This window comes from Oleiagrimonas sp. MCCC 1A03011, assembly GCF_003267965.1.
Classification (GTDB): domain Bacteria; phylum Pseudomonadota; class Gammaproteobacteria; order Xanthomonadales; family Rhodanobacteraceae; genus Oleiagrimonas; species Oleiagrimonas citrea.
The window spans coordinates 24,561-37,202 of record NZ_MSPY01000004.1; the positions used below are offsets into that span (position 1 = coordinate 24,561).

The 12,642-nt window shown below is 66.8% G+C and carries 15 protein-coding genes and 1 tRNA gene; 5 read left to right on the forward strand and 11 right to left on the reverse strand.

The features are described 5' to 3' along the window. Positions 1-30 precede the first annotated feature (30 nt). The 3 genes from BTJ49_RS09395 to BTJ49_RS09405 form a co-directional block, all read right to left on the reverse strand. Positions 31-1,428 (reverse strand): N-acetylmuramoyl-L-alanine amidase, encoded by a 1,398-nt coding sequence (locus tag BTJ49_RS09395; protein ID WP_113065143.1) that lies wholly within the window; start codon positions 1,426-1,428, stop codon positions 31-33. Positions 1,429-1,571: 143 nt separating this feature from the next. Beyond that, positions 1,572-2,051 (reverse strand): tRNA (adenosine(37)-N6)-threonylcarbamoyltransferase complex ATPase subunit type 1 TsaE, encoded by a 480-nt coding sequence (gene tsaE / locus BTJ49_RS09400; protein ID WP_113065144.1) that lies wholly within the window; start codon positions 2,049-2,051, stop codon positions 1,572-1,574. After that, positions 2,035-3,498 (reverse strand): NAD(P)H-hydrate dehydratase, encoded by a 1,464-nt coding sequence (locus BTJ49_RS09405; protein ID WP_240601796.1) that lies wholly within the window; start codon positions 3,496-3,498, stop codon positions 2,035-2,037. The genes tsaE and BTJ49_RS09405 overlap by 17 nt, the downstream gene beginning before the upstream one ends. 103 nt (positions 3,499-3,601) lie before the next feature. On the opposite strand from BTJ49_RS09405, the gene queG reads away from it, so the two are divergent. After that, positions 3,602-4,696 carry a tRNA epoxyqueuosine(34) reductase QueG gene (gene queG, locus BTJ49_RS09410; RefSeq protein WP_113065374.1) on the forward strand — a complete coding sequence of 365 codons (1,095 nt, stop codon included), beginning with the start codon at positions 3,602-3,604 and terminating at the stop codon, positions 4,694-4,696. 1 nt (position 4,697) lies between these two features. On the opposite strand, the gene BTJ49_RS09415 is transcribed toward queG, so the two are convergent. The 6 genes from BTJ49_RS09415 to pcnB all read right to left on the reverse strand — a co-directional run bounded on the left by BTJ49_RS09415 (position 4,698) and on the right by pcnB (position 9,235). After that, a complete protein-coding gene (locus BTJ49_RS09415) occupies positions 4,698-5,036 on the reverse strand; it encodes a hypothetical protein (protein WP_113065146.1) in 339 nt (112 codons plus the stop codon). A gap of 102 nt (positions 5,037-5,138) precedes the next feature. Beyond that, positions 5,139-5,519 (reverse strand): aspartate 1-decarboxylase, encoded by a 381-nt coding sequence (gene panD / locus BTJ49_RS09420; RefSeq protein WP_113065147.1) that lies wholly within the window; start codon positions 5,517-5,519, stop codon positions 5,139-5,141. Between the two features lie 83 nt (positions 5,520-5,602). Further along, positions 5,603-6,448: a pantoate--beta-alanine ligase gene (gene panC, locus BTJ49_RS09425; RefSeq protein WP_113065148.1), complete on the reverse strand. Its 846-nt coding sequence runs from the start codon at positions 6,446-6,448 to the stop codon at positions 5,603-5,605. An 18-nt stretch (positions 6,449-6,466) separates the two neighbouring features. Continuing rightward, positions 6,467-7,288 (reverse strand): 3-methyl-2-oxobutanoate hydroxymethyltransferase, encoded by an 822-nt coding sequence (gene panB, locus BTJ49_RS09430; protein ID WP_113065149.1) that lies wholly within the window; start codon positions 7,286-7,288, stop codon positions 6,467-6,469. 97 nt (positions 7,289-7,385) lie between these two features. Beyond that, positions 7,386-7,874 (reverse strand): 2-amino-4-hydroxy-6-hydroxymethyldihydropteridine diphosphokinase, encoded by a 489-nt coding sequence (gene folK / locus BTJ49_RS09435; RefSeq protein WP_193568359.1) that lies wholly within the window; start codon positions 7,872-7,874, stop codon positions 7,386-7,388. A 2-nt stretch (positions 7,875-7,876) separates the two neighbouring features. Continuing rightward, positions 7,877-9,235 (reverse strand): polynucleotide adenylyltransferase PcnB, encoded by a 1,359-nt coding sequence (gene pcnB / locus BTJ49_RS09440; RefSeq protein ID WP_113065151.1) that lies wholly within the window; start codon positions 9,233-9,235, stop codon positions 7,877-7,879. A gap of 82 nt (positions 9,236-9,317) precedes the next feature. On the opposite strand from pcnB, the gene BTJ49_RS09445 reads away from it, so the two are divergent. Next, positions 9,318-9,393, forward strand: a tRNA-Glu gene (locus BTJ49_RS09445). A 150-nt stretch (positions 9,394-9,543) separates the two neighbouring features. Further along, positions 9,544-9,867 (forward strand): ferredoxin FdxA, encoded by a 324-nt coding sequence (gene fdxA, locus BTJ49_RS09450; RefSeq protein WP_113065152.1) that lies wholly within the window; start codon positions 9,544-9,546, stop codon positions 9,865-9,867. Between the two features lie 85 nt (positions 9,868-9,952). Here fdxA and BTJ49_RS09455 read toward each other — a convergent pair whose 3' ends face one another. Continuing rightward, positions 9,953-10,519 (reverse strand): hypothetical protein, encoded by a 567-nt coding sequence (locus BTJ49_RS09455; protein ID WP_113065153.1) that lies wholly within the window; start codon positions 10,517-10,519, stop codon positions 9,953-9,955. A 23-nt stretch (positions 10,520-10,542) separates the two neighbouring features. Continuing rightward, positions 10,543-11,436, reverse strand: a complete 894-nt coding sequence (gene dapA, locus BTJ49_RS09460; protein ID WP_113065375.1) for a 4-hydroxy-tetrahydrodipicolinate synthase — start codon at positions 11,434-11,436, stop codon at positions 10,543-10,545. Between the two features lie 202 nt (positions 11,437-11,638). On the opposite strand from dapA, the gene BTJ49_RS09465 reads away from it, so the two are divergent. Beyond that, positions 11,639-12,118: an ACT domain-containing protein gene (locus BTJ49_RS09465; RefSeq protein WP_240151558.1), complete on the forward strand. Its 480-nt coding sequence runs from the start codon at positions 11,639-11,641 to the stop codon at positions 12,116-12,118. A 28-nt stretch (positions 12,119-12,146) separates the two neighbouring features. Beyond that, positions 12,147-12,608, forward strand: coding sequence for a peroxiredoxin (locus BTJ49_RS09470; protein ID WP_113065155.1), 462 nt, complete (start codon positions 12,147-12,149; stop codon positions 12,606-12,608). Positions 12,609-12,642 lie beyond the last annotated feature (34 nt).

A 12,642-nucleotide genomic window follows, 5' to 3' on the forward strand; every position in this document is an offset into this window, starting at 1 on the left:
TACCAGCGCGAACTCCGTGACCGGCGGGGATCAGCCGGTCGGAATCGCCAGCATGCTGCCGGCGCGAACCATGTTCGAGTCCATGTTGTTGGCGTTCTTGATGGCATCCATGCTGACGCCGTACTGATGCGCGATGCCCGACAGCGTCTCGCCGTTGCTGACCTTGTGCAGGTCCTGCACGCCGGAGTCGGCACTCGCCACACCCGAGGACGAAGACGCCGCTTCGGTCGAGGCGATCTTCACGCCGTGTTTCTTCGCCCACTGCGCAGCGAACCAGGTGCCTTGCGGCGGCGTGGTGGTGAAGTAGTGCTCGACGCCTTTCAGGATCGCACGCGCCATCTTCTGGCGATATCTCGGCGAGCGCAGCAGGCGTTCGTCGTGGCGATTGCTGATGAAGGCGGTCTCGACCAGGATCGACGGCACGTCCGGCGAACGCAGCACCACGAAGTTGGCGTGCTGTACCCGCGGCTTGTACAGCGGAATGATGCCCTTCAACGCGCCGAGCACATCGTGCCCGACCTGCTTGCTGGCCTGCATGCTGGCGCCCTGGGAGAGATCCAGCAACACCGCGGCCAGCGTGTGGCTGCGGTTGTCCAGCGACACGCCGCCGACCAGATCGGATGCGTTCTCGCTGCGCGCCAGCCACTTGCCGGCTTCGCTTTCCTTGCCGTGCGTGGACAGCACCCAGACCGAGGCGCCGCGCGCCGAGCAGTGGTTCGGGCAGGAGTTGGCGTGGATCGAAACGAACAGATCGGCCTTGTGCTGACGCGCGATCTCGAAACGGCGCTCCAGCGGAATGTAGGTGTCGTCGTCGCGGGTCAGGATGGCCTGCATGCCCGGCTGCTTGTCGACCAGCGCGGCCAGCCGCTTGGCGATGGCGAGCGTGACGGTCTTCTCTTCCAGTCCGCCCGGACCGTGTGCGCCGGAATCCTTGCCGCCGTGACCCGGGTCGATCGCGACCAGTACCTTGCGCTGGCTGACCGGCGCAGTACGGCGCACGATGGCGCGTCCGGCGTCGGACGACGGATACATGTCCAGCACCAGCCGATAGCCGTTGCCGCCGGACGGATCAAGCAGAAAGCTCTTGGGCCGCACGCCGGCCTTCATGTCCAGCACCACGCGCACGCCGTGCCGGCCGTGTTTGCCGGTGCGGACGTCCTTCAGCAATCCGCCGCCGTCCGGCGACTGGAATCCCTTCGCCAGATGGGCGCGGCTGAAATCCAGCACGACGCGGTCCGGGTTCTTCAGCTGAAACAGCTTGTAATCCACCGGACCGGACAGATCGAACACGGCGCGAGTGTGCTGGTCGCTCGTCGACATGCGTACGGCACGCACCTGCGTCGACGACGCCGCATACGCCGGACACAGGGCGACCGTCGCCGCAACGGCGAGCAGAAAAACAAGCAGTGGCCGGCAGAGTTCGCGCATGGTGGGTGTGATACCCCAATTTCTTTCGCGAAGCAAGACCTTTTCCCTTTTGAATCCGCGACCTGCACGACCTTTGTCAGAACTTACCTTCGTTCCAGTCGCGACCGAAAGAGCCCCAAAAAGTCGACGTTATTTCTTTCTATTCAAAAGGTTAACGATTCGATCAGGCGTTCACCCCGCGCGCTCGACGGCTCCATGCGCAATCGCCGGGCGGTATCGGCATGCTCCAGATGCAAGGAAAGATCCGCGGCCGGCAGCGCGCCCGCCCCCCGCTGCGGCCATTCGATCAGGATCACGGCGCGCGGATCAGCCAGCGCATCCAGGCCCAGCCATTCCAGTTCGCCGGGATCGGCGATGCGGTACAGATCCAGGTGCCAGGCCGGACGCCCGTCGTCCAGCGTGTACGGTTCGATCAGGCTGTAGGTCGGACTCTTGATGCGGTCGCCAGCGCCCAGCGCCGAGAGCCAGGCGCGCGCCAGCGAGGTCTTGCCGGCACCCAGATCACCGTACAGGTAGACCACCAGACCGTCCGCGCCGGAGGCGGCTGCCAGCTGTCGTCCGAGCGTCTCGGTGGCTTCCGGGTCGGCCAACAGCAGAGACGGCGATTCAGTTCGGGTCGGCATTGAGCAACTCGCGCAAGGGAAGGAAAAGATCGGACGCCAGCAGACCGCGCTCGCCGTGGGCCGCCGCGGCGTGGTCCCCAGCGCGTGCATGCAGGCCGACGCCGAGTCCGGCCGCTTCCCAGGGCGAGAGGCCCTGCGCCAGCAGCGCCGCGATGACGCCGGTCAGCACGTCGCCCATGCCGCCGGCGGCCATGCCCGGATTGCCCCAGGGACAGACGGCCACGTGACCGTCGGGGGCGGCGATCAGGCTGCCGCTGCCCTTCAGCACCACCACGGCACCGTAGCGCTCGGCGAGGGCGCGCGCCGCCGCGAAGCGGTCGGCCTGAATGCTTGCCGTGTCGGTCTGCAGCAGACGCGCGGCCTCGCCCGGGTGCGGCGTGAGTACGGCATGCTCGGGCAACTCGACACGCTGGGCCGCCAGTAGATTCAGGGCGTCGGCATCGATCACGCACGGAAGCTCGCGGGTTCGCGCCGACTGCCACAGAGCACGCCCCCAGTCGTCCTGCCCCAGGCCGGGGCCGATGGCCAGCACGCTGGCCTGCCGTATCAGGGGTTCCAGATCGGCCTGCGCCTCGACGGCGTGCGCCATCAATTCGGGCCGCGCAGCGTTCAACGCGCCGATGTGCGCGGCCCGCGTCGCCACGCTGACCAGGCCGGCGCCCGCACGCAGCGCGGCCTCGGCGCACAGCCGGATCGCACCGCCCATGCCGGCGTCGCCGCCCAGCGCCAGCACGTGACCATTCGCGCCCTTGTGGCTGTTGCGACGGCGCGGTGGCAGACCGTGTGCGTGTAGCAGTTCAGCGTCAGGCGACTGAAAACCGGGTGGCGGCAGTTCGAGGCGATCCAGGTGCAGCGCGCCGCAGCAATCGCCGGCGTCGGCCGTGAACAGACCCCGCTTATGCGCCACGAACGTGACCGTGGCCGCAGCGCGCACGCAGGGTTCGCGCGCAACGCCGGTATCCGCGTCCAGACCCGAAGGAAGATCCAGAGCCAGCAACGGACGACCGCTGGCGTTGACCTGCTCGATGAGCCGGGCAGCCGCGCCCTCCGGCGCACGGCTGAGTCCGGTGCCGAACAGGCCATCCACGATCACGTCGAACGCGCTCAGATCCGGCGCATCGCCCGCGCTCCCGCATGCCCCGCCGGCCTCTTCGTAAGCCTTCCTCGCGCGCAGCGCATCGCCCTCTGAAGTCGCGCTCAACGCCAACGCATGAGCGCGGAAACCGGCCTGCAGGGCCAACGCGCCAAGCAGGAAGGCATCGCCACCGTTGTTGCCCGGCCCGCACAGCAACAGCAACGACCGCGCCTGCGGCCAGCGCGTGCGCAGGACACCGAGCGCGGCGTGGGCCGCGCGCGTCATCAGGGTGAACCCGGGCACGCCGAGTTCCTCGATGGCGTGCCGATCCTGCGCACGCACCTGTGCTGCCGTGAACAGCGCGCGTTGCATGAGGAGCTTCATGCCGGAAGAAAGCGTCGGATCATGCGCGAAGCGTAGCAACGATGGCGCCCGCGCGGCAGTCCGTAGCGACGCGAACCACTACAATGCCACCATGTCCGCCCTGCCCGACCACATCGATCCGCACGCCCTCATCACCGACATCCGCGGCTGGGCGAAGGAACTCGGATTCAGCGCGCTCGGCGTCACCGGCACATCTTTGCGCGAGGACGAATCCCACCTGGAAGACTGGCTCGACCAGGGCATGCACGGCGAGATGGCCTACATGCGCAGGCACGGCCGCAAGCGCAGCCGTCCCGAGGAACTGGAACCGGGCACGCAGCGCGTGATCTGCGTGCGCATGGACTACATGCCGCCCGGCGTGCGCGGCGCCTGGAGCGTGATCGAAGATCCCGCTCTCGGCTACGTGGCGCGCTACGCGCTGGGCCGCGACTACCACAAGCTGATGCGCAACCGCCTGCAGAAGCTGGCCGACCGCATCGCTGGCGTCGTCGGACCGTTCGGCTACCGCGCCTTCGTCGATTCCGCCCCGGTGCTGGAAAAAGCGCTGGCGCGCAACGCCGGCCTCGGCTGGATCGGCAAGCACACGCTGCTGCTCAGCCGCGACGCCAGCTCCTGGTTCCTGCTCGGCGAACTGTTCACCGACCTGCCCCTGCCGCTGGACGAACCGGCCAGCGCGCACTGCGGCTCCTGCCGGCGCTGCATCGACATCTGCCCGACCCAGGCCATCGTCGCACCCTACCGGCTGGACGCGCGCCGCTGCATCTCCTACCTGACCATCGAACTGAGGGGATCGATTCCCGAACCACTGCGCGCGCCGATGGGCAATCGCATCTTCGGCTGTGACGACTGCCAGCTGGTGTGCCCGTGGAACAAGTTCGCGCAGCAGGCCACGGAGCCGGACTTCGCGCCAAGACACGGGTTGGACGGCGCGAAGCTGACCGAGCTGTTCGCCTGGGACGAGGACACGTTCCTGCTGCGCACACAGGGCATGGCGATTCGTCGCACCGGCTACGAGGGCTGGCTGCGCAACATCGCCGTGGCGCTGGGCAACGCCGCACCCTCACCCGCCGTGGTCGATGCGCTGAAGGCGCGCGCCGACCATCCGTCCGCGCTGGTGCGCGAGCATGTCGCCTGGGCGCTGCGCGAACAGGACAAGAAAGCGGGGTGTGCCGGAACGGCCGGATGAATCAGGCGCCGATCAGCCAGCCCGGCATGCCCTCGGGCGCGCCGTACCAGCCCCAGGTGCGCAGCCGTTGCATGATCGCTTCATGGCTTTCGGCAACGTCGCGCTCGAATCCGAGCACGGTGTAGGCCCAGGCCTCGCGCATCAGCTCCTCACCGTAGTCCCCAATCTGTCCGGACTGCCCGAACAACAGCATGCCGCGCGGCGAGCCGAAGCCTTCGACCCACAGATCCGCGACCAGACACTTCGCCGAAGGAAGCAGCACCACGCGCCACGGCGTGACGTGCAACTCCAGTTCACGAGCAGCTTGCTGCCAGGTCTGTACGAAGCGGGTTCCGGGCATGCGCGGATGCACTCATCCAACGGGCGTCGAGTTCAGTACACGGCGCCACGCGGGGAATTGCAAGTTTTTTGTCGCCCCCCCGCATGGGCAACGGAGTGCCGGTCAGGCCGCCTGCTTCGGAATCGACGTGTTGGTATGGCTGATGCGGTTGTCGGCGTCGACGTAGACCAGCTGCGGCTTGTAGTCGGCCAGCTCGGCCTCGTCCAGGGTCACGAACGCGGCGATGATGATCAGATCGCCCGCCTGCGCGCTGCGCGCGGCGCTGCCGTTGACCGAGATGATCCCGGAGCCTTCTTCGGCACGCAGGGCGTAGGTCGTGAAGCGCTGCCCGCTATTGATGTTCCAAGCGTGGATCTGCTCGTACTCACGGATGCCGGACGCATCCAGCAGATCGCCGTCGATGGCGATCGAACCTTCGTAGTGCAGCTCCGCGTGCGTGACGGTGGCGCGGTGGATCTTGGCCTTGAGCATGTTCAAATGCATGGCGTCGCCTCGACGGATGCGATGTGGGTGAAAGGGGAAATTATAGCGGCTGGGCGCGTTCGCTGCTGTATCCGCGTGCCGGACTAGTTCAGCAGCAGGTTGTCGATCAGTCGGGTCGCGCCCAGCCGGGCGGCGATCAGCGCGATGCGTTCCTCGCCCGGTTCGACACCCGGCTCACCCAGATCGATGCTGCGCCGGACCGCCGCATAGTCGGGCTCGAAGCCCAGTTCACGAAGCTGTGCGACGGCCTCCAGCTCGATTTCCTGCGGCGCGCGTCCCGCCTCGTGCGCGGTTTTCATCGCCAGCAGGGTGCGATGGATGCCTGTCGCACGCTTGCGTTCCTCGGGAGACAGGTACTGATTGCGCGAACTCATCGCCAGGCCATCCGCCTCGCGCACGATCGGCGCGGCCAGGACGGTCACCGGCAGGCCGAGATCGCGCACGAAGCGCTCGATCACGCGCAACTGCTGGAAATCCTTCTGTCCGAACACCGCGACATCCGGCTGCACCAGGTTGAACAACTTGCAGACCACGGTGGCCATGCCGTCGAAGTGCCCAGGACGATGCGCGCCCTCCAGCGACTCGGTCAGACGCGGCACCTGCACGCGCACGGACTGTTCCGGCCCGAACGGGTACATGGTTTCCACGCTGGGCGCGAACACCACATCGCAGTCGTGATCGGCCAGTCCGGCCTGATCCTGCGCCAGCGTGCGCGGGTAGCGCTCGAAGTCCTCGCCCGGCCCGAACTGGGTCGGGTTGACGAACACACTGGCGACCACGCGATCGCAACGCGCGCGCGCCTGCTTCAGGAGCGAATAGTGGCCCGCATGGAGATTGCCCATGGTGGGCACCAGGCCCACGGCCTGGCCGCTCTCGCGCCAGCCACGCACGACGGCGCGCAGGGCCTGGATTTCGGTCACGGTCTGCATGCTTGGCGTCGCGCTCGCTCAGTACTGATGTTCGGCCGCGGGGAAGCTTCCCTCGCGCACATCGGCAGCGTAGGCAGCCATGGCTTCGACCACGGAGCCGCGACCAGCCAGGAAATCCTTGCTGAACTTGGGCCGTTTGCCGGGCGTGATCCCGAGCATGTCGTACACCACCAGCACCTGCCCATCGGTGTCCGCACCGGCACCGATGCCGATGGTCGGAATGTCCAGTTCTTCGGTGATGCGTGCAGCGAGCGCGGCCGGCACGGCCTCCAGCACCAGCAACTGCGCGCCGGCGGCGGCCACGGCATGCGCATCGGCCAGAATCTGTTCGGCGACGGCTTCCTCGCGCCCCTGCACACGATAGCCGCCTAGGCGATGCACCGACTGCGGCGTCAGACCCAGATGCGCACACACGGGGACGTTGCGTTCGACCAGCGCCTCGATCACGCCGCAGATGTGCCCGGCGCCCTCCAGCTTGACCATCGCCGCGCCGCCTTCGGCCATCAAGCGGCGTGCGGCCTCCAGCGCGAACGCGGGATCGCGATCGGCCATGAACGGCAGATCCGCCACCAGCAGCGCCTTGGACAGCCCGCGCGAGACCAGCGTGCTGTGATAGACCGCCTGATCCAGCGTCACCGGCAGCGTGCTGGCATGTCCCTGCACCACCATGCCCAGCGAATCACCGACCAGCACCACATCGACGCCAGCCATGTCCGCGCAGGTCGCGAAACTCGCGTCGTACGCGGTCAGCATGACGATCTTGCGGCCTTCGTTCTTCATCGCACGCAGACCGGGCACGGTCACGGGCTTGCGGTCGGCATGGGCGTTTTCGGTGTACACGTGAGGCGTTCTCGCGCAAAGAGTTCGATTATCGGGGGTGCGCCGTCCAGCGCTCAAGCGCGCGCGGCGCGAACCGTGAAGACGGCCGGCCCCGCAGTCATGTGGGCGACGCCAGTCGCTTGCAAGCACTGGCGTCGACTTTTTCCAACAGTGCGTCCACCCGGCCCCGTCCTGGAATATGCAGCGCAGACGCGAGTTCGGACAGCGGCAGCAGTACGAAGGCGCGTTCGGCGATGCGTGGATGCGGCACCGTCAGGTGCGGCTCGTCGATCTCACGTTCGCCGTAGACCAGCAGATCCAGATCCAGCGTGCGCGGCCCCCAGCGCCGCCCCTCTCGGGTGCGCCCGGCCAGGAGCTCGACTTCGAGCAGGGCCTGCATCAACGCCTGCGGCGGCAACGCGGTCTCCAGTTCGGCGACCGCGTTGATGAAGTCCGGCTGGTCGGTCACGCCCCAGGGCGGCGTCCGATACAGCGACGAACGCCGCTGCATCGTCGTCTGCGGCAGCGCATGCAGCGCGTCGAAGGCGGCGAGCACACGCGCCTGCGGATCGCCCTGATTGCTGCCCAGGGCCACGTATGCACGCATCGTCAATCCGCCTGATCGCCGCCACCGGCCTTCTTGCGCCCACCGCGGCGACGGCGACGCTTGCGCGTGCCACTGCCGGCGCTCTTGCCGCCGCGCGACGATGGCCCCAGTTGCTCGGCCAGTTGTTCGGCAGGCAGTTCCTGGGCCTCGGTCCACCATTGCCCCTGTTCGCGCAGCTCCTCGGATTCGCCCGCGCGCAGCAGCAGAAAATCGTAGGCAGCGCGAAAACGTGGATGCTCCAGCAGCCGGAACACACGCTTGCGGGTGCGCTGACCGAACCGCGACTGCAAGATCCAGATGTCTTCCATCACGTGCGTGAAGCGACGCGGGATCGCCACGTGCTGCGTCTGGTTCGCGAGCACGCGATGCGCCGCCCGCTGCCAGGCCAGCGCCGGCGACGTGCCGTCGTCGATCAACGCCTGCGCCTGGTCGCGCACATCACCCCACAGCAACACGGCGAAAAGGAACGCGGGCGTCACCGGCTTGCCCTCGGCGATGCGCGCATCGGTGTTGGCCATGCCCTGCTCGATCATAGCCAGCAGGCTTTCATCACCCGCATCCAGCGCGCGCGCCGTGGCCGGGAACAGCGGCGCCAGCAGACCGTGACGGCGCAGCATGCGGAAGCTCTTCAGCGCGTAGCCGGCCATGAACAGCTTCAGCGACTCGTCGAACAGTCGCGCTGGCGCGGCGTCCTGCAGCAGCGGCGCCAACTCGGCGAACGGCGCCGAAGCGGACGGGTCGATGTCGAAGTCCAGCTTCGCCGCCAGCCGCGCCGCGCGCAGCATGCGCACCGGGTCCTCGCGATAGCGGGTCTCCGGATCGCCGATCAGGTGCAGCACGCGGTCGTGCAGGTCCTGCATGCCGCCCACGTCGTCGCGCACGCTGAAATCGGCAATGTCGTAGTACATCGCGTTGACGCGGAAGTCGCGGCGCAGCGCGTCCTCCTCGATGGACCCCCAGATATTGTCGCGCACGATGCGGCCGTCGACGATGTGTCGGTCGCCGTCGCTATCGCCATCGCCGGATTCGCCGCTGCCGCGGAACGTGGCCACCTCGATGATCTCGCGGCCGAACACGACATGCGCCAGCCGGAAGCGTCGGCCGATCAGGCGGCAGTTGCGGAACAGCTTGCGCACTTCCTCGGGCGTGGCATCCGTGGCGATGTCGAAATCCTTCGGCTGCACATCAAGCAGCAGATCGCGCACAGCGCCGCCGACCAGCAGGGCGCGGTAGCCCGACTCGTGCAGGCGATACAGCACCTTCAGCGCCGCCTTGCTGATGTTGCGCCGTGAAACACTGTGCTGGTCACGGGGTATGATGCGCGTGGGGTGCGCGGAAAGGTTCGGTTTTTCTTGGTTCAAGCGGTCGGTTTCCTCATTGGCCGCAAATCAGGCATTGCCCGGCGGCATATTTCCGTTATACTACCGCGCCTCGCGCTACAGCGCTCCCTTCGTCTAGCGGTCTAGGACGTCGCCCTCTCAAGGCGAAAACACGAGTTCGAGTCTCGTAGGGAGCGCCACTTAACTTTTGCGATCATCCCTGATCGCCGCTGAAAGCCTCTTGCGGCCAGTTTCAGGATGCGCGCAATGGATGCCACTCTGGAAGCGTCCATCCCTGGACGCGCTCCTTGAGAAGCGTCGTTACCATCTGCATCACCGGGGCAAACTTCATGACCTTCGTCGTTGTCGACAACTGCATCAAGTGCAAGTACACCGACTGCGTCGAAGTCTGTCCGGTCGACGCCTTCCACGAAGGCCCGAACTTCCTGGCCATCAACCCCGACGAATGCATCGACTGCACCCTGTGCGAGCCGGAGTGCCCCGTCAACGCCATCTATCCCGAGGACGACGTGCCGGCGGGACAGGAGGCGTTCACCGAGCTCAACGCCGAGCTGTGCAAGACCTGGCCGGTCATCACCGAACGCAAGGATGCTCCGGCCGACGCGGCCGAGTGGGAGAACAAGCCCAACAAACTTCCGCTGCTGGAGCGCTGATCCGGCAGCAGCACGATCGCCGGCCCCGCGACGAAAATCAAAACGCCGCCCGATGGGCGGCGTTTTCGTATCCGGACGAATGATCTCAGCCGCCCAGCCGCGCTCGCAGCGCGCCGATCAGACGACCGACCTGCTGCGGATCGCCCGTGGCGCTGACGATGCTCCCACCGTCCGCGGCCGGCTTGACCTGGACCATGACGGTCGGCGCAGCCTTGTCGCCCGACGTGGGCGATCCGGACGAACCGGGCGCGTCCTGAGTGTTGCTGAAGTGGCGCTGCAGGAAGCCCTGCTTCGAGCCCAGCTCCATCTTCGGCGCCATCTTCACCTGATAGGTATGTTCGGCATCGCTCTGGCTGGCAATGGCGCCGATGTCGCCGTTGCCCAGCGCCAGGCCGACGCGCTTGTAGGCGCTGTCGACATCGTTGGGCAGATGCAGCGAATTCGGGCTGACCGTCGTCGCGGCGGCCTGCTCGTGCTGGGCGTTCACGGTCGGGATGGTCAGCGCATCGCTGACGTTGGGCCGATCCATGTTGGGCGGAATCTCGAGCGGGTTCTCCTGCTTGGCTTTCTCCCATGCCTTGCTGGAACGGAACATGCCGCAACCGGAAAGCATCACGGTGCTCAGCACGAGGGCGACGAGGATCTTCTTCATGTGGATATCCGTTGAAAGTCGTGTCAGTCCGCCAACGCCGCAGGCGTCAGACGGGCCAGTGTATCGCGTATGGCCTTGCGGTCCGAGTCATCTTCCAGCGCATGCAATGGAAGACGCAGGCTGCCGTCACCCAGCCCCAGCGTGGCCAGCCCCGCCTTGACCGGAATCGGGTTGGGCGCGCAATCCAGCGCCTGCAGCAGCGGCTGGATGGCCTGCGCCCGCTCGCGGGCCAGTGCGTGATCGCCATCGGTCGCCGCATCGCACAGGGCGCGGAAGGCCTCGGGAATCAGGTTCACCACCACCGAGATCGTGCCGGCGGCGCCCGCCAGCATGGCCTCGACGGCGCTGCCGTCATCCCCGGACAGATAGACGAAATCCTCGCCGGCAAGTTCCGCCATCGCATGAATGCGGGCGACATCCGCGCGCGCTTCCTTGATGCCGACGATACGCTCGTGACCGCGCAGCGCCGCGACCGTGTCCGGCAGCATGTCGCAGGCCGTGCGCGTGGGCACGTTGTACAGGATCACCGGCAGACCGCCCTGATCGGCCACTTCGTTGAAATGCCGGATCAGACCCTGCTGAGTCGGACGCACGTAGTACGGTGTGACCACCAGTGCCGCATCCGCGCCCAGATCCGCCGCATGCCGAGTCAGACGAACGGTTTTCGTCGTTCCGGCCTCACCGGTGCCGGCGATGACCGGCACACGGCCGTTCACGCGCGCCACGGCGCACGTCAGCAGGCGATCGTATTCATCGGCTTCGAGAAAGTGCGCCTCGCCGGTCGAGCCGGCCACCACGAGCGCCTGGGTACCGCCCTCGATCTGCTGTTCGATCAAGCGTTCGAAGGCTTCGATATCGAGTTCGCCGCCGGCGCGAAAAGGCGTCGCCAGGGCGCAAATGCTTCCACTGAGTTTCAACACGCGAACCTTGAGAAGGAATGTCGGCGATGTTACTTGCGGGTTCCGGTTGCGGGCAAGTAAGCTCGAACCGTGCGCGGCCGTCGGGCCGCGCCCGCTGACTCAGGTGTCCATGGTCTTGAACCGCAGCATCACGCAGCGCCCCGGGGGCGACAACCAACTGCTCGTGCAGACGCTTTCGCCGGCCTCTCGCTCGCCCTTGATGCCCCTCGTCCGTCGCATCGCCGACGCCGGATGCAATCTGGCCGACACGCGCGTGTCCACGCTCGGCAGCGACGTCTGCGTGATCCTGCTGGCGCAGGGTAGCTGGGACGCCGTGGCCAAGCTGGAAACGACGCTCGACAAGCTGGCCCGCGAGGACCGCGACCTGCACCTGGTGCACTACCGCACCCAGGCGCGCGCCGCGCAGACGCACCTGCTGCCGTACCTGGTCGAGGTGATCGCCGCCGACCGCAGCGGTGTGCTGGCCGACGTGATCGAGTTCTTCACCCGCAACGGCATCAGCATCGAGCAGCTGACCTCGATGCGCTACCAGGCCATGCAGACCGGCGCCGGCATGTTCCAAGCGCAGATCACCATCGGCATTCCCGCCGACAGCCACATCGCGACCCTGCGCGACGACTTCCTGGAACTGTGCGACCGCCTCAACCTCGATGCCATCATGGACCCGGTGAAATTCTGACCTTCCACGCCGTATCAAGGAGCACGCAATGATCGAAGTCGGCAAGACCGCCCCCGCACTCGAAGGCCCCACCGGCGACGGCGGCACGCTGTCGCTGAAGGACCTTCGCGGCAAGTGGGTGGTGGTGTACTTCTACCCGAAGGACAACACCCCGGGCTGCACCAACGAATCCAAGGACTTCCGCGACCTGTACGCCAAGTTCAAGCGCCGCGGCGCCGAAGTCGTCGGCGTGTCGCGCGATTCGGTCAAGTCGCACGCCAACTTCGCCGCCAAGCACGAACTGCCGTTCCCGCTGATCTCCGATCCGGACGAAACCTGGTGCAAGGCCTTCGACGTGATCCACGAGAAGAATCTCTACGGCAAGGTCCACATGGGCGTGGTGCGCAGCACCTTCCTGATCGACCCGAAGGGCAAACTGCAACACGAATGGCGCAAGGTGAAGGTCCCCGGCCATGCTCAGGCCGTGCTGGACGAAGTGCCCACGAAGTGACTATCCGCTCTTTCCGACCCGTCGCCTGCCGCGG

What these genes read in the sequence shown, in the direction of transcription:
- BTJ49_RS09395 (WP_113065143.1), bottom strand. Translation starts at nt 1,428, where the DNA reads ATGCGCGAACTCTGCCGGCCACTGCTTGTTTTTCTGCTCGCCGTTGCG.
- tsaE (WP_113065144.1), bottom strand. Translation starts at nt 2,051, where the DNA reads ATGCCGACCCGAACTGAATCGCCGTCTCTGCTGTTGGCCGACCCGGAA.
- BTJ49_RS09405 (WP_240601796.1), bottom strand. Translation starts at nt 3,498, where the DNA reads ATGCAACGCGCGCTGTTCACGGCAGCACAGGTGCGTGCGCAGGATCGG.
- queG (WP_113065374.1), top strand. Translation starts at nt 3,602, where the DNA reads ATGTCCGCCCTGCCCGACCACATCGATCCGCACGCCCTCATCACCGAC.
- BTJ49_RS09415 (WP_113065146.1), bottom strand. Translation starts at nt 5,036, where the DNA reads ATGCCCGGAACCCGCTTCGTACAGACCTGGCAGCAAGCTGCTCGTGAA.
- panD (WP_113065147.1), bottom strand. Translation starts at nt 5,519, where the DNA reads ATGCATTTGAACATGCTCAAGGCCAAGATCCACCGCGCCACCGTCACG.
- panC (WP_113065148.1), bottom strand. Translation starts at nt 6,448, where the DNA reads ATGCAGACCGTGACCGAAATCCAGGCCCTGCGCGCCGTCGTGCGTGGC.
- folK (WP_193568359.1), bottom strand. Translation starts at nt 7,874, where the DNA reads ATGCGTGCATACGTGGCCCTGGGCAGCAATCAGGGCGATCCGCAGGCG.
- fdxA (WP_113065152.1), top strand. Translation starts at nt 9,544, where the DNA reads ATGACCTTCGTCGTTGTCGACAACTGCATCAAGTGCAAGTACACCGAC.
- BTJ49_RS09455 (WP_113065153.1), bottom strand. Translation starts at nt 10,519, where the DNA reads ATGAAGAAGATCCTCGTCGCCCTCGTGCTGAGCACCGTGATGCTTTCC.
- BTJ49_RS09465 (WP_240151558.1), top strand. Translation starts at nt 11,639, where the DNA reads ATGCCCCTCGTCCGTCGCATCGCCGACGCCGGATGCAATCTGGCCGAC.
- BTJ49_RS09470 (WP_113065155.1), top strand. Translation starts at nt 12,147, where the DNA reads ATGATCGAAGTCGGCAAGACCGCCCCCGCACTCGAAGGCCCCACCGGC.